General features: G+C 40.5%; 22 protein-coding genes, 1 pseudogene and 1 riboswitch. Of the genes and pseudogenes, 16 read left to right on the forward strand and 7 right to left on the reverse strand.

What is annotated here, in order from left to right; genetic code table 11:
* Positions 1-418 precede the first annotated feature (418 nt).
* Positions 419-1,609 carry an MFS transporter gene (locus tag HLH16_RS10085; RefSeq protein WP_171529240.1) on the forward strand — a complete coding sequence of 397 codons (1,191 nt, stop codon included), beginning with the start codon at positions 419-421 and terminating at the stop codon, positions 1,607-1,609.
* A gap of 95 nt (positions 1,610-1,704) precedes the next feature.
* On the opposite strand, the gene HLH16_RS10090 is transcribed toward HLH16_RS10085, so the two are convergent.
* Together HLH16_RS10090 and otsB are read right to left on the reverse strand one after the other, a co-directional pair.
* A complete protein-coding gene (locus HLH16_RS10090; protein WP_171529213.1) occupies positions 1,705-3,138 on the reverse strand; it encodes an alpha,alpha-trehalose-phosphate synthase (UDP-forming) in 1,434 nt (477 codons plus the stop codon).
* On the reverse strand, positions 3,126-3,974 hold the full coding sequence (otsB, locus tag HLH16_RS10095) for a trehalose-phosphatase (protein WP_250850268.1): 849 nt from the start codon (positions 3,972-3,974) through the stop codon (positions 3,126-3,128). The genes HLH16_RS10090 and otsB overlap by 13 nt, the downstream gene beginning before the upstream one ends.
* Positions 3,975-4,449: 475 nt before the next feature.
* On the opposite strand from otsB, the gene HLH16_RS10100 reads away from it, so the two are divergent.
* On the forward strand, positions 4,450-4,632 hold the full coding sequence (locus HLH16_RS10100; RefSeq protein WP_171529214.1) for a hypothetical protein: 183 nt from the start codon (positions 4,450-4,452) through the stop codon (positions 4,630-4,632).
* A gap of 258 nt (positions 4,633-4,890) precedes the next feature.
* Here HLH16_RS10100 and HLH16_RS10105 read toward each other — a convergent pair whose 3' ends face one another.
* From HLH16_RS10105 to HLH16_RS10115, 3 genes are all read right to left on the reverse strand, one after another.
* Entirely contained in the window at positions 4,891-5,439 is a 549-nt protein-coding gene (locus HLH16_RS10105; protein ID WP_171529215.1) for a hypothetical protein, read from the reverse strand.
* Between the two features lie 87 nt (positions 5,440-5,526).
* Positions 5,527-6,123, reverse strand: a complete 597-nt coding sequence (locus tag HLH16_RS10110; RefSeq protein WP_171529216.1) for a hypothetical protein — start codon at positions 6,121-6,123, stop codon at positions 5,527-5,529.
* The gene (locus HLH16_RS10115) at positions 6,123-7,271 is read right to left on the reverse strand and encodes a hypothetical protein (RefSeq protein WP_171529217.1); all 1,149 of its coding nucleotides are present in this window, start codon (positions 7,269-7,271) and stop codon (positions 6,123-6,125) included. Before HLH16_RS10115 ends, HLH16_RS10110 begins: the two co-directional genes overlap by 1 nt.
* A 708-nt stretch (positions 7,272-7,979) precedes the next feature.
* Between HLH16_RS10115 and ureE the strand changes: the two genes are divergently transcribed.
* The 11 genes and pseudogenes from ureE to HLH16_RS10170 all read left to right on the forward strand — a co-directional run bounded on the left by ureE (position 7,980) and on the right by HLH16_RS10170 (position 17,234).
* Positions 7,980-8,462: an urease accessory protein UreE gene (ureE, locus tag HLH16_RS10120; RefSeq protein WP_171529218.1), complete on the forward strand. Its 483-nt coding sequence runs from the start codon at positions 7,980-7,982 to the stop codon at positions 8,460-8,462.
* Entirely contained in the window at positions 8,449-9,114 is a 666-nt protein-coding gene (locus HLH16_RS10125; RefSeq protein ID WP_171529219.1) for an urease accessory protein UreF, read from the forward strand. Before ureE ends, HLH16_RS10125 begins: the two co-directional genes overlap by 14 nt.
* Positions 9,115-9,150: 36 nt before the next feature.
* Positions 9,151-9,765 (forward strand): urease accessory protein UreG, encoded by a 615-nt coding sequence (ureG, locus tag HLH16_RS10130; protein WP_131287086.1) that lies wholly within the window; start codon positions 9,151-9,153, stop codon positions 9,763-9,765.
* An 11-nt stretch (positions 9,766-9,776) separates the two neighbouring features.
* Positions 9,777-10,343 carry a HupE/UreJ family protein gene (locus HLH16_RS10135; protein WP_171529220.1) on the forward strand — a complete coding sequence of 189 codons (567 nt, stop codon included), beginning with the start codon at positions 9,777-9,779 and terminating at the stop codon, positions 10,341-10,343.
* Positions 10,344-10,371: 28 nt separating this feature from the next.
* Positions 10,372-11,262 carry an urease accessory protein UreD gene (locus tag HLH16_RS10140; RefSeq protein ID WP_171529241.1) on the forward strand — a complete coding sequence of 297 codons (891 nt, stop codon included), beginning with the start codon at positions 10,372-10,374 and terminating at the stop codon, positions 11,260-11,262.
* A 188-nt stretch (positions 11,263-11,450) separates the two neighbouring features.
* Positions 11,451-11,753, forward strand: a complete 303-nt coding sequence (ureA, locus tag HLH16_RS10145; protein ID WP_131287082.1) for an urease subunit gamma — start codon at positions 11,451-11,453, stop codon at positions 11,751-11,753.
* Positions 11,754-11,769: 16 nt separating this feature from the next.
* Positions 11,770-12,078: an urease subunit beta gene (locus tag HLH16_RS10150; RefSeq protein ID WP_171529221.1), complete on the forward strand. Its 309-nt coding sequence runs from the start codon at positions 11,770-11,772 to the stop codon at positions 12,076-12,078.
* Positions 12,079-12,119: 41 nt separating this feature from the next.
* Positions 12,120-13,820: an urease subunit alpha gene (ureC, locus tag HLH16_RS10155; RefSeq protein WP_171529222.1), complete on the forward strand. Its 1,701-nt coding sequence runs from the start codon at positions 12,120-12,122 to the stop codon at positions 13,818-13,820.
* 98 nt (positions 13,821-13,918) lie between these two features.
* Positions 13,919-15,049, forward strand: coding sequence for a PIN domain-containing protein (locus HLH16_RS10160; protein ID WP_171529223.1), 1,131 nt, complete (start codon positions 13,919-13,921; stop codon positions 15,047-15,049).
* A 192-nt stretch (positions 15,050-15,241) separates the two neighbouring features.
* Positions 15,242-15,739, forward strand: a pseudogene (locus tag HLH16_RS15940) (polysaccharide deacetylase family protein); the annotation flags it as partial.
* A 121-nt stretch (positions 15,740-15,860) separates the two neighbouring features.
* Entirely contained in the window at positions 15,861-17,234 is a 1,374-nt protein-coding gene (locus tag HLH16_RS10170) for an amidohydrolase family protein (protein ID WP_171529225.1), read from the forward strand.
* Positions 17,235-17,381: 147 nt separating this feature from the next.
* Here the strand turns inward: HLH16_RS10170 and HLH16_RS10175 are convergent, their stop codons facing one another.
* Positions 17,382-17,840 (reverse strand): universal stress protein, encoded by a 459-nt coding sequence (locus tag HLH16_RS10175; protein WP_171529226.1) that lies wholly within the window; start codon positions 17,838-17,840, stop codon positions 17,382-17,384.
* A 271-nt stretch (positions 17,841-18,111) separates the two neighbouring features.
* Positions 18,112-18,501 (reverse strand): hypothetical protein, encoded by a 390-nt coding sequence (locus tag HLH16_RS10180; RefSeq protein WP_131287045.1) that lies wholly within the window; start codon positions 18,499-18,501, stop codon positions 18,112-18,114.
* A gap of 316 nt (positions 18,502-18,817) precedes the next feature.
* Positions 18,818-18,927: riboswitch (guanidine-I (ykkC/yxkD leader) on the forward strand.
* Between the two features lie 28 nt (positions 18,928-18,955).
* On the opposite strand from HLH16_RS10180, the gene HLH16_RS10185 reads away from it, so the two are divergent.
* Genes HLH16_RS10185 through uca form a run of 3 tightly spaced genes read left to right on the forward strand, consistent with a single transcriptional unit; the run spans position 18,956 to position 23,996 of the window.
* On the forward strand, positions 18,956-19,693 hold the full coding sequence (locus HLH16_RS10185; protein WP_171529242.1) for an urea amidolyase associated protein UAAP1: 738 nt from the start codon (positions 18,956-18,958) through the stop codon (positions 19,691-19,693).
* Positions 19,694-19,708: 15 nt separating this feature from the next.
* Positions 19,709-20,371 carry an urea amidolyase associated protein UAAP2 gene (locus tag HLH16_RS10190; RefSeq protein ID WP_171529227.1) on the forward strand — a complete coding sequence of 221 codons (663 nt, stop codon included), beginning with the start codon at positions 19,709-19,711 and terminating at the stop codon, positions 20,369-20,371.
* A gap of 4 nt (positions 20,372-20,375) precedes the next feature.
* The gene (gene uca, locus HLH16_RS10195; protein WP_171529228.1) at positions 20,376-23,996 is read left to right on the forward strand and encodes an urea carboxylase; all 3,621 of its coding nucleotides are present in this window, start codon (positions 20,376-20,378) and stop codon (positions 23,994-23,996) included.
* Positions 23,997-24,059 lie beyond the last annotated feature (63 nt).

The raw sequence follows: 24,059 nt of genomic DNA on the forward strand, positions 1-24,059 counted from the left end.
TAGAGTCTAAATTATTGAACACTCAGCACGCCTAGTAGTCACTTAAAGGCTCGTGTAGCGAATGAATTTTCAAGTTTACGACTTCAGTCCAAAAACAATATTTTTGACCATCAACTCATTTGAGATGGCGGGTCTTTTCATAAAAGTGAGCGCTATTTTAAGCACTCAGATTAAATCATCCATGATTTTAAGATCTTATCTATAGCTTATAGGCAGGTGGTTTTTGTAGCCATTAAGGCAGTTACAAAACATTTTTCAAATACTGAAAAAAGCAATTTATTGACAATTTTTTTGTGTATAATTTCGCCAAATTTAGCCTCTGTATAGTTATTGGGTTTCCTATAAGTCTACAGGGGTTTTTCTATGGAAATTATTTTGGAATGGGATGCCAAAACTTTCTTACCGTGGTGGCTCACACATGTTTTCTTCCAAAACAGCACATCTAGACCATGCAAAACAACATCATGCTCAGCGTCTATCCACACTGCTGTGTTTTTTCAGTTTAGGATTGAGTACTGCGGCTTGGGCTCCGCTTATTCCTTATGCGCAGCAACGACTTCATCTTAATCATGCTGACTTCGGTATGTTGTTACTGAGTATAGGATTAGGTTCCATGATTGCTATGCCGGCAACAGGGCTATTGATTCAAAAAGTTGGCTGTCGTGCGGTTATATCTGTAGCAATTTTACTCTTATTACTGGTTTTACCTACATTTGCTTTGAGCAGTAGTGTCTTGATCATGTCAGTCGCTTTGTTCTTGTTTGGTACAGCTGCCGGTAGCTTAGGGGTTGCGATTAATTTACAAGCAGTCATTGTAGAAAAAAATAGTGCTAAAAGCATGATGTCTCAGTTTCATGGTATGTGCAGTTTAGGTGGTTTGGCGGGAGTAATGACGGTTACAGCATTGCTTGCGATAGGCGTATCACCACTGTTGAGTGCTTTGGCTATTTGTATTTTACTGGTGATTATCAGTTTAATTGCTGTTCCGAATAGTTTGTCTGAAATTGAAAATGATAAAAAAATCAATTCTGCTGAAATACAGAATAAGCCTGGAAAATTACCCAGCCCATTGATTCTACTGATTGGTCTGGTCTGTTTTATTGCTTTTCTCTCAGAAGGTTCAGCCATGGACTGGAGTGGTATTTATTTAGTGAGTGAGTATGGCTTAAAGCCGGCATTTGCTGGGCTTGCTTATACATTCTTTGCGATCGCAATGACTGCTGGTCGCTTTGCTGGCCATTACTTGCAAAAAATACTGGGTGAAAAAAATATCATTGTATATAGTGCAATTTGCGCATCGCTGGGTCTTTTCACTGTAGTCATGGCGCCACATTGGATGGTTGTGCTGTTCGGTTATTCCTTACTGGGCTTAGGTTGTTCTAATATTGTCCCAGTAATGTTTTCACGTGTAGGTCGTCAAAATGTTATGCCCAAAGCAGCAGCTTTATCGTGCGTTTCGACTATGGCTTATAGCGGATCTTTATTGGGGCCTGCTTTGGTAGGAATGACCAGTGAAATGATGGGACTCACCCTTGTTTTTGGGATGATTGCCGCTTTATTAATGCTGATTGCCTTTTTAAATCATTTTACTCAGGTCAAAACCTCTTAATTTTTAATCCCTCATTTAAAAAATCTAAAGCCGGTATATCAAATGATATATCGGCTTTTTTGTCGCTAAATATAGAGATGATTTAATGCATATCTTTAATAACTCACAATTCGGTTATAGGAGTTTCGAAGGGGAGATTTAAAAATAGGTAATACTTGAGCTCGTCTAAGATCCTTTAAAAAAGCATTACGCCAGTCATTAATATCAAAACTTTTTAGACCCTGCATTAACTGTTTATAACGCTCTAAACGCTCTGATTTTGACATGCTTAAAGCTGTCTTTAATGCCTTAATCATATCGCCACGATTTTCAGGATCGACAATAATGGCTTCTGACATTTTCTCCGCAGCCCCGGCATATTTAGAAAGAATCAAAATACCGGGATTATCAGGGTCTTGTGCTGCAATAAACTCCTTTGCAACCAGATTCATTCCATCACGTAATGAATTGACCCAACAGATATCGGACTGAAGATAAATTTTCATCAAGTCATCATGCGCTACAGTCTCATGGCTACAATTGATAGGCTGCCAATTATCCTGTGAAAACTCGTGATTAATAAAATCGACTTTTGAATCTATAAGTTCATATAAATTTTTATAAGCAGGGACATCCATGCGGCATGGGCAGGCGATTTGTAAATCGGTGATGTGTTTATGATATTCAGGGTTATTTTTCAGAAATTCTTCAAAAGCATTAAAACGCTCAATCAAACCTTTGGAATAATCAATACGATCGACGCTAATAATTGTTTTTTGATCAATTAAATCCTCAAATTCAAAGATAGGATTAGGATTTTCTTTTTTTTGTTGAGCGACTTTTTGTATAAGCTCCGGATTAATACCAATTGGATAACATTGAATAGTGATCTGGTGGTTATTATAGTGCAGCACATTGGAATGAATGACTTGAGATGGCAAAAAATGCTGACATACCTCCATACATCGTGTTTGGTCTTGTTCAGTCTGTAATCCGATTACATCATACTGACAAAGATCTTGAATGAGGGAGTGGGCAGTTGGAAGTAGATTCCAGATATTTAAATCAGCAAAGGGAATATGTAAAAAAAATCCGATTCTATTTTGCATACCCAATTCACGACAATAATGCGCCACACTTAAAAAATGATAATCATGAACCCAAATGATATCGTCTGGATGAGCGATTTGAGCAAGTTGATGAGCAAATAAACGATTCACTTGTTGGTAGATTTTAAATTCTTCTGGTTGATATTCTATTAAGTCTGCACGGTTATGCATCGCTGGCCAAAGGGTACTATTTGCAAAGCCGCAATAATAGCCGCTATATTGTGCTTCAGTTAGCGGGCAGGTAATGTATTCCACACCCTCATATTCAGTCGGGCTAAAATTTGGATCATGGTGATTTTCAATTTTTTCTCCATTCCAGCCTAACCAAATTCCTCCGATATCATTCAATGCATCTTGTAGAGCTACAGCTAAGCCACCAGCAGTGGACTTGTCGGGATTGGGTAAACTTACACGATTCGATAATACGATTAATTTAGACATGCTTTTTCTCCATTTGATACTTGAGACTGTCTTGAAAAATGTGTTTTTAAGAATTGTGAAAATAAATCCAGAAAATGAGCCACATCTGCGACATTTTTAAGGCGATAGCGCGCTTGGGTTTGTTCTTCTCCAACTTTTATACTGACGCCGTGATAGTGATTGATGATTTTAAAACAGGATTCATCTGTTTTGTCATCCCCAATAAAAATGGGTAAAACATGGGGGAAATTAAAATGATCTAAAATTTTTTGAATAGCCCGTCCTTTATCAGCCTCCGCAGGTAATAATTCAAATACATATTTACCTTCATTAATTTTAAATTTGGGGTGCATACATTGGATATCATTTGCAATTTTTTTTGCAATTTCCGCCAGTTTAGGATATTCACGATAGTGAATAGCCACCGAATAATCTTTATTTTCAATTAACAGCTGAGGATAGGCAAGGCATGCCTTTTGAACATTATGCTGGAGCAAAGAAATATCAATTTCATCAACGCATGTATTTAATTTCGTTTCCTGATCTATGTATATTTCTAAACCATGTGTCCCCGCAATGGGTACCTGAAGAGGAAAAAATAGCCGAGATGCTACTTTTACAGAACGTCCAGTCATAGCAATAACAGCAATGTCTAAATCTATAAGTTGCTGCAATGTTTGCAAGGTAGTTTTAGGAATAAAACTTTGTGAAGGATCTATATGGAATTCGGAAAGTGTCCCATCTATATCAAGAAATAAACAGTATTGTTTTTCTTTAGAAAAATGATGAGAAATAAGCTGTAATACGTTTGAAGAATAAGATTCATTATTTACAAATTGGGTGGTAGCCTTATGCATATTTGATATCTACTACTTATTCTGGTTATTAACTAATAGCATTAAAAATATAAAGATCACCTCAATTTATTATTAAACCCACACAATTTAAATAAAGTTTACATATTTTCTTGTTATTTTAACTCTGTTTATTTTTTGTTTTTATTTACATGTGCTTACCATTTTTATCAATGTGATTTATGGTTTTTTATATTAAAAAATTAGAAAAAACAACCTTAATGAGTGCTAAATTAAAGTAAATCCTATTATTTTAATGAATGGTTTTTATCATCTAAAAAATATAAAAATGTTTCTATTAGGCAACAAAAACAGCCAACCTTTTGAACTTGAAATCTTTAACTCCGATCTAATGTCCCCATATAAATATATGAGACCCAAACATAACAATACCCAATTGGGGGTACTGCTTGATTGCTATGGCGGGAGGTCAACGAGATGTTTCACTTTTTCCGTAAATTATTCTGCATGCACACTTATGAATATTTCGAAGAAGTTGAATGTCGTAAGTGTGGCAAAACCAAACCTAATTAATTGCAGGTATGATATTCCAAGTGGTGTGATTTTAGTTGCGATGTCATTACAGGGGAATGACGTTGAGCGTTTGATTCGGGTAATTCAGATTCAAGCTATGGGTTGTGGAAGTGCAGTTTCAAAATAAAACTGCTTGATATCCTGTAAAAACCTTGTGGTATTTTCCAGTAAGTTCAGACATTAAATTGCATGATGAGGGATTACAGCTCTCATCATGCAATACATTTTTTCTTGGATTGGATTCACCAAACAAACAAGAACCTAAAATATCGATTCACTTTCCGGTCTCAAGTTTCCGGAACAGCATAAATTGATTGTCCTGCAAGAATTATGTGCTTTTTCCTGGTTTTATCTTTGCAAATTATTATTGTTCATTTTTATTTTATTAACTTGCCTTTGACCAGGTTTCAAATTCATTTTGAATTTCATCAATCATAAAACGCTGACAGTCGTAATTCCAAAAGCTGATTACAGTCTCAGAGATCTTATAACCTTTTGGCGTTTTCTTATAGTGTGTATCGAAGCGCTCGAGTAGATCTTTGGGTACTTCACTTGACTTAAGAAGGTTGCGTGCAATCATTGCACGATACAACCAGGCATCCCATGCTGCCTGATCTTCTTTCAGAAGGAACTGCTGTGTCTCTGTGTTATAGCCAATATTTAAAACATGAGGTTGTAATTTGAGGAAGCGAATGAACATTTGACGTTCAGCCTCCTTTTCTTCTGCAGTTAGTTCCCCAAGCGGAATAGGCACTATAGACTTGCGACCTGAAAAAATTGGCGTGATCTCGACAGGTTCAGCGAAAGATTCTTTTAGAATTGAGCCTAAGTGAACAAAGATGTTGACCAAATCCAGTTCGCTTATTGTTGTTGGCTTACGAACTAACTTGTCCACTGTTTCTAATAGGTGGCGTTTTGCTTGAATGTCGTTCATATCATACCCTTTGAAAAAAACATATTTTTAGAATTTATGAAAAATAAGCTGGAAAACAAGGTTATCCAGCTTTAAAAGGTCCTGCCTTTAAAGGAACATTTCCTCGAAGTACAAGGGAAGCGGCAAATAGATTTCGCCTGATTTTGTCTCACCTAAATACAGCACGAAGATTTGAAACGTACGTTCATCAGATACACTTTGAATATGCACAAGCTGCTCGGCGGCTTCGGAAAGATCCAACATGCAAGTGGCGTATCGAGGGGAATCATAGAAGTGGGCATTGGCATGGGTTTGTCCAGATTCATTTAGCTCTTTCGAAATATTAGCGAATGCAAATTTGTCCTCATGCCAAAAGCCAATTACAAAACCTTGAAACTTTGCTTTTTTAAAAATTTTTTGAGTCTCGTTATCGATATTCATCAAATCCAAAACAGCTTGTTCATAATTTGTTTTTTTGAAAATGACCTTTCCTGCATTGTATGAAACAGGGTCATATTCATTGTTGATCTGTGTCGACTTCTTTAAGGTGTCAAGTCTTATATTCTTGTTTTCACCCACGATAAAAGTAATTTTATTTAGGTCATCTACTTTTGAGGTTTCATTTAAGAAACCGTTTAAATGGGACTCTTCTGCGCTTAGATGTTCGGTTACTTGAAAGATTTTATTGAAATCGTTAATTTTCACTATTTTACCTTCTGTTTTATAGTTGCTTTGTTATCGTTTAATGCATTTTCACATTCCTCAAAATTTACGTCATATAGATAGGCCGCTTCAATCACTTCACCCGCTTTGTTGAGGCGATAAAATAGGGGAGCCGAACCGTCACCATGAGCAGTGTGAGAATTGGCACCAAAATCAAATACACCACCTTCTTTCATTGATTTTTTGACACTTCGATCGTGATTACCACCTGATGATAAAGTGCATAAGTTGAAGTAAGAGCTAAGGTCCTGGTTATTACGATCTCCGTTATAACGTTCATACCAAAGCTCATCAAAAAATCCGGCTTGTCCCGAATCAACACCTACGTCAAAGTTAGTGTTGAAATGCCATTTCCCATTTTCAATTGGATTAAAGCTGGCTATGGATTCATGCTTGATGCGCAGAAAGTGGGTACGAAGCGGTTTACCTGCAGCATAAGTATCTTGCAGGTCAGTGATTTTTCTTTCGAGGTTGGCAATAAAGTCGCGTCGTTCTTCCGCTTCAATTTTCTTTACTTTTTCTCTGATCTGATCTTCGGTCAGGTGTTGGCTGTGCTGGTCAAGCATTAAGGCACGGAACTTGGAAGGACGAGTGCTGATCGAATGTCTTGCGTGGGCAAAAGTGGAATTGATTTCAAACAGCAACCAACTTTGTTTTTCCCAATAATTGTATTCTTCTGACACATAGCACTTCGAATACCATTCCACCGCATCGTCTGCTAATTCTTTATAGATGCGTTGTTTTTCAACATCCGGTTCTTCTTTGATCAATTGAAAGAGTTTTTCAACGTTTTGTAACTTGTCATCCCAATTGGCTTGATTACGCACTTTACTGACCAGTTTTTCAAAAGAGAACAAGTGATCTTTGTACTTCTCTCCAAACTTTGCGTGATAGTGCAGCAGGTATTTAAATTGGTCGATTTTTTCCAACATACTGCGTTCATCGTAGGGATCGCGGAAAAAACCAATCTGGGCTTGATACTTGCCATTGGCTGCTGGCATTGAACCTTTGCACCAAACATCATTGGCATAACAAGGGTCAGTGAAGCGAATCGCTCCTGATACAACACTGAACTCACCTAAATCACGGACGTGGCGTGTACGTGAATTCTGTTTAATTTGGATAGGCATGTTATTGATTCCTGGTAATAACTTATATTGCTTTTGTAGTATTCAGCCTGATGTGCAACAACTCCAAAATTGTTCACCACCTCCAATGCCTCTTTGAGCTAAATTATTTCTGAATTCCATTTTTTCAGTCTGAGCAATACGCTTTTTAATTATTGGTTTGGTGTAACAACTCGTTTTGTGCTGTAGCTTACGCTTCAATTGTTAGCGTTTTATTTCAAAGAGGAATTCTTTTCGTAAAAATTTTATTTCAAAGATACTTTTTTTCGTTAGCATTTTATTTCAAAGATGATTTTTTTCGTAAGCATTTAATTTTATGCTTTATACGTTGCGTGTGATTAGTCGACTAGTCCTACCAAGAGTGGCATCCCTACATTTCACCTTATATTAAGCAAGTTGTGCTTGTCGGAAAGCGTTGATCTTACGAGTGGAATTGTCACCATACAGATTTAACGATTTACTGTGCTGTTTATTTTTGGCTTTAGAAAAGTGGATGATATTACCCAGCAGCGTATCAGCAAGATGCTTCAATTTCGGTATTTACATCATTCATTAATGTCTTGGACATTTTCTCTAAAACCGACTCTATAAAAACAACTTGGTACGAAAATTGCCTAATAATCATAATGATGCACTTTTATATCCATGCTGTTTTTATTGCTTTATTTTGGATCAAAAGGTGAAATCAAGGGATACTAAAATGGAGCAAAAATGAAAATTTATACTCAACGATTAGAACAACTTAAACATAACGAGCTGTTTGAAACCATTGAATTAACTTTTGATGTGCGTCAAAAGAGCCGTTTTCGTGCAACCTTACAAAATGGGGTTGATATTGGTGCGGATTTGCCGCGCAACGGCATTTTACGTAGTGGCTCTTATATTGCAACAGCACAGGGTGATGTGTTGCAAGTCAATGCACAAGCTGAAAAACTCATGCAAGTCACAGCACAAACTGAATTTGATCTATTAAAAGCCGCCTATCACTTGGGCAATCGCCATGTTCCCTTAATGTTAACGCCTACGGCACTTTATTTTGAACCCGATCATGTTTTGGCTGAAATGGTCACAGGCTTAGGACTGTACGTGATAGAAACTTTACATCCTTTTGAGCCTGAAAGTGGCGCCTATGCCCAGCATCAACATGATCATCGTCTAAGCCCAATTAAAGCTTTACAGCATGTCCATCACTAATGCGGCGCAGCTGCTCAGTTTACTGACGCTGTCTTCTACGGCGTTGCCGATCGGAGCATATTGCTACTCGCAAGGAGTGGAGAGTGCGATTGATTGCGGCATGATTCATGATGAGGCATCCAGCATTGCTTATTTTGAAGAAGTGCTTGAGATGTTGCTGGTTCGTTTCGAGTTGCCTTTACTTAAGCGCTTAATGCAGTCCTTTGATGATGAAGCGCAATTTGAGTATTGGGCAAATCTCTATCGTTCTAGTCGTGAAAGCAAAGAGCTACTCGCAGAATCAACACAATTGGCTTTTTCTTTAAATGCCTGGATCCGCGACGTTTTAAAACAACCGGTCAGGGTTAAAAAACAACTAGGTTTTATGCCGGTGTATGGGCATTTGTGTGGCACTTTAGCCTTAAATTCAGCCGATGTACTCACTGCCTATACCTTCACTGTATTAGAAAACCAAGTGTTGGCTACGGTCAAAACAGTACCGTTAGGACAAATGAGTGGACAACGGATTTTATGGCATTTACATAGTCTTATTCCTGACGCAATTCAGCGCGCTCTGAATTTAGACGATGCCGAAATCAGTAGCGCTTTACCACGCTATGCCATGCTCAGCATGCAGCATGAAAACCAATATTCAAGATTGTTTAGATCATAAATATATAAAATTGAAGAAATAAGAGGGGAAATACAGATGTCAGAACGTAGTCCATTACGCGTTGGAATTGGCGGACCAGTCGGTTCGGGTAAAACGGCGTTAACCTTAAATTTATGTCAGGCCTTGCGTGAAAAATACAATATGGCTGTGGTCACCAATGACATTTACACCAAAGAAGACTCCAACTTTTTGACCCGCAATGAAGCGATGTCCCCCGATCGCATTGTGGGGGTGGAAACTGGCGGTTGTCCCCATACCGCAATTCGTGAAGATGCCTCGATTAACCTGGCGGCGATTGATGACCTATGTGAAAAATTTGACGGTTTAGAACTGATCATTATTGAAAGTGGCGGTGACAATTTGGCGGCAACCTTTAGTCCAGAATTGTCTGATTTAACCTTGTATGTGATTGATGTGGGGGGCGGAGAAAAAATCCCACGTAAAGGCGGTCCTGGGATTACCAAATCCGATTTACTGATCATCAATAAAACTGACTTGGCGCCAATGGTGGGTGCCAACCTGGATGTGATGGATCAAGATGCCAAACGCATGCGTGGCGAGAAACCGTTCTTATTTTCCAATATGAAAACCAAGGATGGACTGGAATCCATCATTTCCTTTATTGAAAAACAAGGCTTATTTAAGGCTTAAGCAGGAGTGTGATGTCAATGTTAAAAAGATTTTTTGCTGTTGTCATGGGAAGCTTACCGATGATCGCCATGGCACATCCTGGTCATGCGCATGAAAGCAGTTTTTGGAATGGATTTAGCCATCCTTTTACCGGCTTGGATCATTTAACCATGGCGATTGCTTTCGGTGTCTTGCTCTGGACGGCCACACAACGCTGGAAAGTCGTAGGCTTTTTCGGTTTAGCGGTAGCCATGATTGCAGGCTTTGTTTTAGGACAGCAGCAGGTATTACCCAATGTTTTTGCAGAATACGGCATTGTTTTATCTTTAGCGGTCTTGGCGACAGCGTTATTGATGAAATCCAATGGTATTTTTGCTGTCGCGACCATGCTACTCGCAAGTTTCCATGGTGTGGCACATGGCAATGAACTGGGACAATCAGGACACATGCTGCCACTCATGTTGGGTATGGTTTCTGCGATGTCGATCATTTATCTGACGGGTTTAGGCTTAGGTGCATTGACTGAGAAATACCTGCCGCATGGTCGAAAAATTATAGCCGCACTGGCTGCAATCCTTGCTGTTATCGGTCTGGCTTAATGCGTTTTAAGCAGTATTGATCATGAATATGTTGAATTTACCCCTTTCAAAAACAGCTGATGCACAGAACCCATCGCAGCTTTGGTACGCCTGCCTCGAGCTAGGCTTTCGTTATCAAGCTGCGCAGCAACGCACGACCTTGGCGCATCGAAAACATAGCGGACCTGTACGGGTGCAAAAAATGCTTTGGCCGGAAAAGAGCGGGATTTGTCATGCCATTATTGTCCATCCTCCTGCGGGTATTGCAGGGGGGGATCATCTGACTTTTGATATGCAGGTGGATGCTGACGCACATGCCTTGGTGACTACACCGGGTGCCGGGAAATGGTACAAAACCACCGGTAAATCGGCCTTTCAACATATTCAGATTCGTTTAAAAGACAACGCTATTTTCGAATGGCTGCCGCAAGAAACCATGCTATTCAATGGAGCGCACGCACATTCAGAAACCACCGTTCAGTTAGATCGAACATCGAGCTTTATTGGTTGGGACATGTTGGTGATTGGTCGCCAAGCCTGTGCAGAACAGTTTAGTGAGGGTCAATACCGTAATCATTTTAAGCTGCTGCGCGAAAATAAATTGTTGGTGGCAGACAGTTTAAATTTTGTCGGTAATGACCGTTGGTTAAGCTCTTGTTTGGGCATGAATGGTCAGGCCGTGATGGGCAGTTTATGGGCGGTTGCACCGGAAAAATATCGCGCTACGCTGTACTTAGATGAATACGTTACCGTGATTCGCGAGCTGATCACCCGGATGAAAATCAAGGTCACTTTGACGGTGTTGGGTGATGTCATTTGCGCACGTTTTTTAGGGGATGATGTACGGCAATGTCATGACGCTTTTGCCGCGATTCGAGCACGATTAAGACGTTATTGGTTTGATTTAGACGAAGAGTTTCCAAGAATTTGGCGGACATGATCCTTTTGTTCCCTCTCCTTATAGAAGATGAGAAGCACTGCTTCGCAAGGGAGAGGTGATTAAACATTTATTAAAATCCTCCCTCTCTTGCCAGACATTGTCTCTCATCCCAAAGGGAGGGAGAACACCCAATATCTAATCTTGCACACATTTTGCTTAGACATAAATACATGAATTAGGAACCGTTTATGGAACTCAATCCAACAGAAAAAGACAAAATGTTGATTTTTACTGCCGGCTTGGTGGCGGAGCGTCGTAAAGCTCGCGGCTTAAAACTGAATTATCCGGAAGCGATTGCTTTTATTTCCGCGGCATTACTTGAAGGGGCGCGTGACGGTATGAGCGTCAGTGAATTGATGCATTACGGCACGACTTTACTTAGCCGCAATGATGTCATGGATGGCATTGCTGAAATGATTGCTGAAGTGCAAGTTGAAGCGACTTTTCCGGACGGTTCTAAACTGGTCACGGTACATCAGCCGATTCTTTAATAATAAGGACAAGATTATGATTCCTGGCGAAGTCATTACTCCAGACAGCGATATCGAGCTGAATGTCGGTCGTGAAACTTTAAAAATATCTGTAGCCAATACCGGCGATCGACCGATTCAAATCGGCTCACATTTTCATTTCTTTGAAGCCAATGATGCGCTGCAATTTGACCGTGAGGCTACGCGTGGTTACCGCTTAAATATTGCTGCCGGTACCGCTGTGCGTTTTGAACCGGGGCAAAGTCGCTCGATTGAATTGATTGCTTTAGTCGGACTGCGTGAAGTTTACGGATTTGCTGGTCGTGTCATGGGCAAACTTGACTAAATTAAACCCAATTAAAAATTTAAAAAATGAAGGTAGCCAGTATGAAAATGTCACGCCGCGCTTATGCAGAAATGTTTGGTCCAACGCTGGGGGATCGCGTTCGTTTGGCCGATACTGAATTGTTCATTCAGGTTGAAAAAGATCTGACCACCTATGGCGAAGAAGTCAAATTTGGCGGCGGTAAAGTGATTCGGGATGGTATGGGGCAGTCCCAACTCTTGGCGCAAGATGTTGCTGATACAGTGATTACCAATGCCTTGATTATCGATTGGTGGGGCATTGTCAAAGCCGATGTCGGTTTGAAAAATGGCCGAATCTGGAAAATTGGTAAAGCCGGAAATCCAGATATTCAGCCCAATATCACCATTCCTTTAGGTGCAGCGACCGAAGTCATTGCCGGCGAAGGACAGATTCTCACCGCAGGTGGAATTGATACCCATATTCACTGGATTTGCCCGCAACAAGTTGAAACAGCACTCATGTCTGGTACCACCACCATGATTGGTGGCGGTACAGGACCGGCGGCAGGGACTTCTGCAACTACAGTTACTCCGGGACTTTGGCATATTGCCACCATGTTACAAGCTATTGATGATTTACCCATGAACATTGGTTTACTCGGCAAAGGCAATTTGAGTTTGCCGGATCCGATTCGTGAACAGATTGAAGCTGGTGTGGTGGGTTTGAAATTGCATGAAGATTGGGGATCAACCCCGGCAGCCATCGACAATTGTTTAACGGTGGCAGATGAATATGATGTCCAGGTCGCGATTCATACCGACACGCTTAACGAAAGTGGTTTTTTAGAAGAAACTCTGGCTGCATTTAAAAACCGGACCATTCATACCTATCATACCGAAGGTGCGGGTGGCGGACATGCACCAGATATTTTAAAAGCCATCGGTCAGCCCAATGTTTTGCCGTCTTCAACCAATCCGACGCGTCCCTATACCATCAACACTATTGATGAGCATTTAGATATGTTGATGGTTTGTCATCACCTTGACCCGGCTATTTCAGAAGATGTTGCCTTTGCAGAAAGTCGGATTCGCCGAGAAACCATTGCAGCTGAAGACATTTTGCAGGACTTGGGTGCAATTGCGATGATGTCTTCAGATTCGCAAGCCATGGGCCGTGTTGGTGAAGTGATCATTCGAACATGGCAAACTGCACATAAAATGAAAGTGCAACGAGGTGTACTTGAAGGTGATAATGCCGCGCACGATAATAATCGGGTGAAGCGTTATATTGCCAAATATACGATTAACCCTGCCATTACCCATGGTCTAAGCCATGAAATTGGTTCGGTTGAAGAAGGTAAACTGGCAGATTTAGTGTTATGGAAGCCGGCTTTTTTTGGTGTAAAACCTTCCATGATTATTAAAGGCGGCATGATTGCCGCGGCACCGATGGGGGATATTAATGCCTCTATCCCAACTCCGCAGCCTGTGCATTACCGTCCGATGTTTGGTGCAAACGTACGAGGTGTACATAACACCTGTATTACCTTTTTGTCGAAAGCGGGTATTGAAAATGGTGTAGCGGAAAAATTAGGGCTTAAAAAAATAATTTCACCCGTGAAAAATACCCGAAATATTTCTAAAGCGGACATGAAGCACAACACCTATACCCCAGTGATGGAAGTTGATCCAGAAATTTACGAAGTGCGGGCAGATGGAGTGCATTTAACTTGTGAGCCAGCTGAAGTGTTGCCGATGGCGCAGAGGTATTTTTTGTTTTAATCAAGTATTGATGCCCTCTAATAAAATAGAGGGCATCAATACTATCGCGTAATCGAATTTTGATTTATTTTGATACTAATAATGAAATGGTAGTAAAAATGAAAAAGTTTTCAAAATACAATGCGATTAGTATCGATAACTCAACTTTAAAGTCACTTAAATATAATTTTGAAAAAAGTTTATTAAATAAGTTAGAACAATTCAAAGATACAGGGGTTGAGCTTTTAGTACCAGATATAATCTTAATTGAAATAAAGAAACATTTACTACAAGATACAATTAATGCAAAGCCAAAAATTGAAGAATTTAAAACAATAATAGAAGCAAATTTTTTTCCTGAATTGAACTCTGCTTTAGAGGTTATGAGGAATTTAAAAACCGATGAAATAGCAGAGTTAGTGGATAGTCGAATTCAAAGTTTTTTACAAGCCACAGGTGCAAAAATCCTGAATTCATCTGAATATTTACATGTCAACAGTTTGATTGATTTATATAAAAATACTCAGTTACCTTTTGAAAATACTGAAAAAAAGAAAAGGGAATTTCCTGATGCAATTGCTTTACTAGTATTAGAAGGTTATGCCGAGACCCATGAAAAGAATATATTAACTGTTTCCGGGGATAAGGGTTGGGGGAAGTATTGTTCACAATCTAATGAACTTGATGTTCGAACTAAATTATCAGAGGCAATAGAAATTCTAGTCTTGCAAAATAATCAAGATAAGTTTTTTGAACAGTTTGAAGATAATGGATTTGATATTGTATTTTTAAATGCTTTGAATCAAAAATTGGACGGAAAAATCTCAGTTATTTTAGAACAAGAATATATTCATGCTGAAGCTGATTCACATTTATCTACATGTGATAATGAAGTTGAAAATCTCAGTTTTATTTCAGCAGACTATCAATCAATTGAATTAATTGAGATTAATCATGAGATTAATGAATTTTCAATAAAATTAAGAGGATCAATTAATTTTGAGGTTGAAGCTAGTTTTAGTTTTTCTGTATGGGATTCAATTGATAAGGAAGAGATAAATTTAAGTAGTCGGATGGTTAGTGGTGAGTTTGAAAAAGATTTTGAAGCTATTGTGATTTGTGATTTCGAACCTGAAAAATTGAAAGATTTAGATAATATAGAAATTTCAATTGAAAATTTTAGTTTGGATAACGATATTGTTGATTTCGGATATATTGAAGCCTTTGATGAAAGTTGGTATGAAGAATAAAACTCACCAATATTCTATTTTTACTACTCGTATTATCCTATGACAAAATTCCAACGACATTTGATGGTATGGAGCAATTAGCTAAGATGGTGGATATATTTAGAAAGAATTAAATGAATCCTTTTGGCGCATAAATTGCTTATCGCTGTTATAGAAAATTGATGATTTGATATAACACATTAGGGATTTAACGTGACGACGACTTATTTACGCGGCCAAGAACTCATTGATGACATTCGCAGCGCGCCCTATTCACGTGACCTGATTGGCTACCATGGCGAACCACCCAAAGTGGAGTGGCCAAACCAAGCCCGTATCGCGGTACAGTTTGTACTGAATTATGAAGAAGGTGGCGAAAACCACGTTGAACATGGTGATGTCGGCTCCGAACAGTTCTTATCTGACATTATTGGCGCAGCAAGTTTTCCTGACAAACATATGTCGATGGATTCAATGTATGAATACGGCTCACGTGCTGGCTTTTGGCGGATTCATAAAGAGTTTAAAAAACGCAATTTACCCATGACCATTTTCGGCGTCGGTATGGCATTGGTACGTAACCCCTATATTGTCGAGGCGATCAAAGAAGCCAATTATGACGTGGTTTCTCATGGACAGCGCTGGCTGCATTATCAGGACATGCCCATTGAACTTGAACGCCAACACATGGATCAAGCCACCATTGTGGTACTGGTCATGATTTCGCGGAATAAAAAAGTACTCAAAATGAATTTGCCATCTTCTTTAGGTAAAACCTTCGTGCCATAACCGCAGCCATTCATCATAAATAGAATAGATTTGAGTATAAATCATGAAAATTTTAACAGCTTCCTATGTCCTGACCATGAATGCGCAGAATGAATGTATTAAAAATGGCGCGATACTGATTGATGGAGACCAAATAAAAGCAGTTGGTACATTGGCACAGTTAACCCAATGCTATCCAGAGGTGCTCATTGAGGATTACCCACAAACGATCCTGATGCCGGGCTTGATCAATACCCATTGTCATTCCGGTTTATTACGTGGCACGGCAGAAGGATTACCGGTTTGGGATTGGTTACAGCAGTATATTGACCCGATGCACCGGGTGTTGACACCAGAGGATGCGAAAATTGCCTCTTATTTGTGTTATGCCGAGGCACTTTTGTCGGGAACCACCACCATTGTCGATATGTGGCGCTATATGGACGGAAGTGCTGAAGCTGCGCAAGCGTTGGGAATTCGTGCTGTTCTTGTGCCTTATGTCGCAGAGCATCCGGATCACAATTATTTTGAAACCTTAAAAAGTAATGAGGCTTTAATCAACCGTTGGCATCAGCAGGCGAATGGACGCATTCAGGTTTGGGTGGGTTTAGAGCACCTGTTTTATGCTGAAGCTTCAGCATTAAGCCGTATTGAGAAACTTTGTCAGGATTATCAAACCGGTTTTCATACCCACAGCAATGAAAGCCAATTTGATGTACAGGAAAACCTGCGCCGTTCAGGCATTCGCCCGATTGAGAGTCTGCAAAAACTGGGCTTGCTGGATCTGCCTAAAACCCTGTTGGCACATTGCGTCTGGGCAGATGCAAATGAAATTCAGATTTTAAGGCGACATGCGGTCGGTGTAGCGCATAATCCGATTTCCAATATGAAATTGGCCTCCGGTGCAGCGCCTGTCGTTGAAATGCTACGCCAAGGCGTTGCGGTGGGTCTGGGTACTGATGGGGAAAAAGAAAACAATAACCTGGATCTATTTGAAGAAATGAAAACGGCGTCACTACTAGCCAAATTTTCTTCGCTGGATGCGGCCGCACTGGATGCTTGGTCAGTTTGCCAAATGGCGACTATCACAGGAGCTAAAGCTTTGGGTATGCAAGATGAAATTGGTTCATTGGAAGTCGGTAAACAAGCAGATCTGATCGCAGTGAATATTGCTACTCCCCGTATGACGCCATTGATTGACCAAGGAAAGTTATTTAATTTGCATACCAATTTAGTCCATGCAGTTCAAGGTCAAGATGTTGTCATGACAATGGTGGCGGGACAGATTGTGGTTGAAAATGGTCGCTTGGTAAATGCCGATTTACAGGCTTTAATTGATGAGGTCAATCACGCGGCGCCACGTTTATTTGAGCGTCGTGATCAGTGGTTTGCAAAGCAGAGACAAACGGTGAATGAATTACAGCGTGAAGAATCTTAAGCTTTTAAGCTAAATTGCTCAATCAAGCCAATGGACAACCTATTTTGTATAAATCGGTTTTTTAAATATTTTTAATTACTTTTATAACCATCTTTATAGGGAATCATAGAATAAATTAGCCCACTTTTGCGTGGGCTAATTTATTATTCATCCCGAATTTTTTGTGTGTTTTACCACAAGTACCGGTACATGGCTTGAGGTCAAAATCTCTTGGGCCATACTGCCGAGAAAAGCTTTTTTAAAACCGGTACGCCCATGAGAACCGACGACGATTAAATCAACATTTAATTCATCAGCCAGTTTAGAGATGGCCTCCGCTGGGGATTGACCACTGAGAAGTTTTGTATGGGTTTCAATACCTAGATTGGTAAATTTCAGTCCTAACTCAGCCAAAATGTTTTTAGCATGAGCTTTTGCTTCCATATAATAATCCGTTATTCCAGGTACACTTTTATAAAAACTGACACTGGTTAAAGGATCTATCACGACAACACTCGCTATGGTGACTTTACTGCCTAATGCTTTGGCTAAAATAATAGTCTGATCAGCTGCAGCAATGGCAATAGGGGAATCATCAACAGCCAGTAATATGTGTTGGTAACCCATGATACGTTCCTCTTTTTTTCAAGATTTGTTATCTACGCAAAATCTACCCAAAGATTAACATAGCTAGAGTACAGTGATAAAAAAGGATAAAAATACATCTTTTACTTCTCTTATAAAGCATTAGCGTTTGCAGTTCCCATAGTGGTTGTCGGTATTTATCAGCAGTGACTATTTATTCCTTTTCACCAAAAAACGAATAAAACCATGATCTATAAACTGCTTGTTAGCTTGAACGTAAACCCAATCATTTAGGAAATACTTTAAATACTCATCAATCCGCCCAGATAGACGTAGATAAGAAATATTTCAAAGATTTTTTTAAATCGTCACAACTATCAAAACTATTGGTAACTTCTTTGAACGCAGAATGATATTCACGTTGGTATGGTTTACCGGTTAATGTTTCTCCATGAGTATTTTCATAATCATAGATTGCAGTCCGAAGATATATTTCTAATATTTTTTTATGTTCGGGAGAGGCACAGTTTTTTTGAACTATTTCATTGCTAGACTGACAATCGAGTTTGACATGGCGATAAAATTCACTCGAATTTTGATAAATATTATTTAATTCTTTTGATTCACTTGTTGATAAGCATTGTGCTGCATGAGCAAAATTACAAGTCAAAGCCATATAAACAACGAGCAAATGGAATTTCATTTTTTTATTCCTTATTATTTTTTTAATGATCTAACCACACAGTCAAAATTTACACAACTACAACATTAGAAAATCAGACGAATCGAAATTTTGTTCAAACCAATGGAGGGCAAAAGCAATAAGAAATGTTGCCAATAGCCCCTAAAAACCAAGAATATAAAAACAAGTATGTATTATAAGCTATAGAAATTGATCAATCATGGTGCATGCATTTTACCGTCCATCTTAAATGTATCATTTTTGAACCCAAATAGTATGACTAAAACAGAAAAAAGTATTACTAAATTGGCACAGCCTTTGCATTGACCTTGTTAGATTAAAAGTGATCTAGGGTTCCGATATGTTTCGCTCCACACGTGACATATGCCTGAGACCGAGAGTTCACGGTTCGCAAGAACTACACGGAGGGATAAAAGCCCGGGAGGTCATGCCAACAACCGAAGAGGTAACCGCAATGGGCTTAAGCAACTATCATAATAATCAATCACTTTGGACTGAGGTTTTGCCGGGTGGACATCATTGGTCTGCACGCATTCAGCGTGGCGCAGTATTACAACTTAAAGCGTTAAGTGAAAATGCCAATGTTTCTCTATTCTGCGTCAATGCAGAAGATAAGCTTGAAGCCTATAACATGCCAGACAGCTTAAAAGCTCAACACACCGCATTTTTGAGTACAGGGCATATCTTAGCCTCTGACCTTGGACGTGCGATGATTTCCATTGTCAAAGATGATCACGGTTGGAATGACGCTTTTTGTGCGCCAAGTACCGCACAGCAAATTGAAGCGCAGTTTGGCGCTAAGACTTTCCAAGACGCACGCAACGATATGTACCGCAATGGCAAAGACAGCTTATTGCTCGAGATGACCAAATTTGGATTATCTGCAACTGACTTAAGCAGTACCTTAAATCTCTTTTCCAAAGTCGCGCCAGATGACAATGGTAACTTGTCTTATGTGGCATCTGACAATACCGATCAAGTGATTGAACTGCGTTTTGAAATGGACTGCTTAGTATTTTTATCAAGTGCACCACATGCTTTAGACAATTCGACTGAATATGCACCTGCCGATATTCAACTGTCACTGTTTAAAGCACTGCCTTTAGGCGATACCGACGTGTGCCGTGATTCATGCCCGCAAAATCAGCGAGCGTTCCAAAACAACAATCGTTATTACGCTCTTAGCGCTTAATTGGGGGAATACAACATGACAGCCTTAGTCAACCCAACACAAAATCAGGATAAATCTGTGTTAAGTGAAGTATGTCCTGCCGGTGAAGCGTGGATGTGCGAAGTCAAAAAAGGACAGTATTTCCGTATCGTCGACTTAGAAGGTAACCAAGCAGTCGATACGCTGTTTATTTCTGCTTCCAATCCTGAAGAGCGTTATAGCGCAACCGATACTTTGGCGATGAATCGTCAAATATATTTAGAAAAAGGCACAACGCTTTATACCAACTTTGGCAATGAAATCGCCACCATCAACGATGACAATTGCGGTCGCCACGACACTTTAGGCGGTGCATGTTCATGTGAAAGTAACACGGTACGTTATAGCTTAGACAAATACCCAATGCACAGTTGCCGTAACAACTTCATGATTGCATTGTCGCAACATCCAATTGCCAAAAAGCATAGTTTAAATGTGCGTCACATTGGGCCAAACATTAACTTCTTTATGAATGTACCAGTAACTTCGGACGGTCACTTAAAGTTTGATGATGGTATTTCTGCACCGGGCAAATATGTGGAAATTAAAGCCGAGATGGATCTCATCGTACTGATCTCGAATTGCCCACAACTGAATAACCCATGCAATGCCTATAACCCCACTAAAATTCAACTGATTGTCCGTGAAGGCGAGGTATAAGACTATGACTTTAAAATATGGGTTTAATAAAGTTCTCATCGCCAACCGTGGTGCAATTGCGTGTCGTGTTATTCGTACCCTTAAAAAATTAGGTATCCAATCGGTTGCGGTGTATTCAGAAGCGGATCGAGATTCATTGCATGTGACTTTAGCCGATGAAGCGGTGTTGATAGGTGATGCACCTGCTAGCCAAAGCTATCTCAATGTCGATAAAATTTTAGAAGTCGCAAAACAAACCGGTGCTGAAGCGATTCATCCGGGTTATGGCTTCCTGTCTGAAAATGCAGAATTCTGTAATCTTTGTGAAGCCCAAGGCATTGTATTTTTAGGGCCAAATGCAGAGCAGATGAAAGCTTTTGGTTTGAAACACACGGCGCGTGAATTGGCGATTCAAGCCAATGTGCCGTTACTTCCGGGCAGTCAGTTGTTGGCTGATGAAGCCGAAGCACTGCTTGAGGCTGACCGTATTGGCTATCCTGTGATGCTGAAAAGTACCGCAGGCGGTGGCGGAATCGGCATGCGTTTGGTGTGGAATGCTGAAGAACTGAAAGATGCATACGCAACCGTGTCCTATTTAGCGCAAGCCAACTTTAAAGATGCAGGGCTGTATTTAGAGAAATTCGTACAAAATGCCCGTCATATCGAAGTGCAAATCTTTGGTGATGGTCAAGGTCAAATCTTGGCACTCGGCGAGCGTGATTGTTCGGTGCAACGTCGTAACCAAAAAGTGATTGAGGAAACACCTGCACCACACCTGAATGATGAACAACGTACGTATTTGCAAAATGTCGCGATTCAACTAATGCAATCAGTCAACTACCGTTCTGCCGGAACCGTTGAATTTGTGATGGATACCGAAACCCAAGAATTTTATTTCTTGGAAGTGAATACCCGTCTTCAAGTTGAACATGGGGTGACGGAGCAAGTCTTCGGTGTCGACCTTGTCGAATGGATGGTGACTTTAGGGAGTGGCGATTGGGTTGCACCAAAAACACAACTCGAGTCTAAAGGGCATTCGATTCAAGTACGTCTCTATGCGGAAGATCCTATCAAAAACTTCCAACCAAGTGCGGGCTTACTCACTCATGTCGAGTTTGATGCCGATGCCCGTAATGAAACATGGGTAGAAACAGGCTCAAACGTCTCATCATTCTATGATCCGATGATTGCCAAAATCATTGTCACGAACGACACGCGTGCATCAGCGATTCAAGCCATGACCGATACGCTCTCTAAAACGCAAGTGGCAGGGATTGAAACCAACCTTGAATATTTACAAAATATTATCGACTGCGATGTTTTTAAAGCAGGCACACAAACTACTCGTTTTTTAAATACCTTTGAGTGGAAAACTCAGAAAATTGAAGTCCTGCAAGCGGGCATTCAAACCGCCGTGCAAGATGTCACAGGTCGTTTGGGCTATTGGGATGTCGGTGTGTCACCATCCGGTGCGATTGATCCACTGTCTTTAAATGTGGCGAACCAACTGTTGGGCAATGCACCCAATACCACAGGTTTAGAATGTACACTCCAAGGACCAAGTTTAAAATTCCATTGCGATAGCCAAATTGTCTTGGCAGGTGGCGATATGCCATCAACTTTGGAGGGTGTTGCCGTTCCAATGTGGCAAACCGTGAATGTCCGTAAAGGTCAAATTTTAAAATGTGGCAAGATCGCCACAGGTTGCCGTACCTATATCGGGATTAAAGGCGGTCTGAATGTACCTGAATACTTAGGCTCACAAGCGACCTTTACTTTAGGTCAGTTTGGTGGTCATGCCGGTCGTAACTTATTGATTGGCGATATGCTTCCAATTACGGCATTTACATCGGATGAAGTGAAAGCGTTGGCAGAAGATCAAATCCCGACATTCTCAAATACTTGGGAAATTGCGGTCATGTATGGTCCGCATGGTGCGCCAGATTTCTTCACAAAAAACGATATTGATACTTTCTTTGCCAACGAGTTTGAAATTCACTTTAACTCAAGCCGTACTGGTATCCGTTTGATTGGGCCTAAACCTGAATGGGCACGTCAAGACGGTGGTGAAGCAGGTCTGCATCCATCGAATATTCATGATAATGCCTATGCCATTGGTGCGATTGACTTCACCGGTGATATGCCGATTATTTTGGGTCCAGATGGTCCAAGTTTAGGTGGTTTCGTCTGTCCTGCGGTGGTGATCAACTCTGAGTTATGGAAACTCGGTCAAGTCAAAGCAGGTGATAAAGTTAAATTTGTGCCTGTCAGCTACCACCAAGCCAAATTGCTCAATGAAAAATTTCATGCGCAATTGACATCAGCGGATACGCAAGATGTGACATTTGATGAGTCGTTCTATCCTGAAATTAGCACCTTAAAATCTGCAATTTTAGATACCTTAAAAGGTCAAAATGGCACACCTGATGTGGTCTATCGTCCTGCCGGCAACAACTATATGTTGGTGGAATATGGCGAGCTGGTTTTAGATCTGAATCTACGTTTCCGTATTCATGCCTTGATGCAATGGGTGAAAGATCAAAATATTCAAGGCATTATTGACCTCACTCCGAGTATTCGTTCGCTACAAATTCACTTTGATTCGACTAAGCTTGATCAGATTGATTTGTTGCGTATGCTTCAAGTGGCTGAAGCAGAACTTCCTGATGTGGCCGAAATGCAAGTGCCATCACGTACGGTGTATTTGCCACTGGCTTGGGAAGATTCTCAAACGCAACTGGCAACCGAACGTTATATGCAAACCGTGCGTCCAGATGCGCCGTGGTGTCCGGACAATATCGAATTTATCCGTCGTATTAATGGCTTAAAAGACAAACAAGCTGTAAAAGATGTGGTCTATAACGCCAGTTATTTGGTCATGGGATTAGGCGATGTGTATTTGGGCGCGCCTGTGGCAACCCCACTTGATCCACGTCAGCGTTTGGTCACCACCAAATATAACCCTGCACGGACTTGGACCCCTGAAAATGCTGTCGGTATTGGCGGTGCCTATATGTGTGTCTATGGTATGGAAGGCCCAGGTGGCTACCAGTTTGTCGGTCGTACTTCGCAAATGTGGTCACGCTACCGTAAAAACCCTGACTTTGAGCAAGGTATGCCGTGGTTATTGCGCTTCTTTGACCAAATTAAGTTTTATGAAGTCTCTGAAGCCGAACTCATGCAAATGCGTGAGGACTTTAAGGCGGGTCGTTTAAAACTTCGTATTGAAGAAGGCGTATTGAACCTGAAAGAATACAACGACTTCTTAATTGAAAATCAAGAATCGATTTCTGCCTTTAAAGCCGTGCAACAGGTCAACTTTGATGCTGAACGCCGTCGTTGGCATGAAGCAGGTCTTGCAGAATATGTCTCTGAAAGCCTGGATGCTGTGGATGATGGTGAAGGTGTTGAAGTGCCTGAAGGTGGCTGTGCGGTAGAGTCGCATATGCCGGGTTCAATCTGGAAAATTGAATGTCAGTCGGGGGATATTGTGGAAGAAGGTGCAACGCTTGCAGTCATTGAAGCGATGAAGATTGAGATTCCTATTATTGCGCCTGAGCGTATGCGTGTAGATGCCATCACTATTGAAAAAGGGCAAACGGTGAAAACGGGGCAGGTGTTGTTTACCTTGGCGCCAGTGGCTTGATAAGATAGGAATAAAAAAGATCGCTTAGGCGGTCTTTTTATTTACGTATTATGAGCAATTCTA

This window comes from Acinetobacter sp. ANC 5378 (assembly GCF_013004315.1).
Lineage (GTDB): Bacteria > Pseudomonadota > Gammaproteobacteria > Pseudomonadales > Moraxellaceae > Acinetobacter.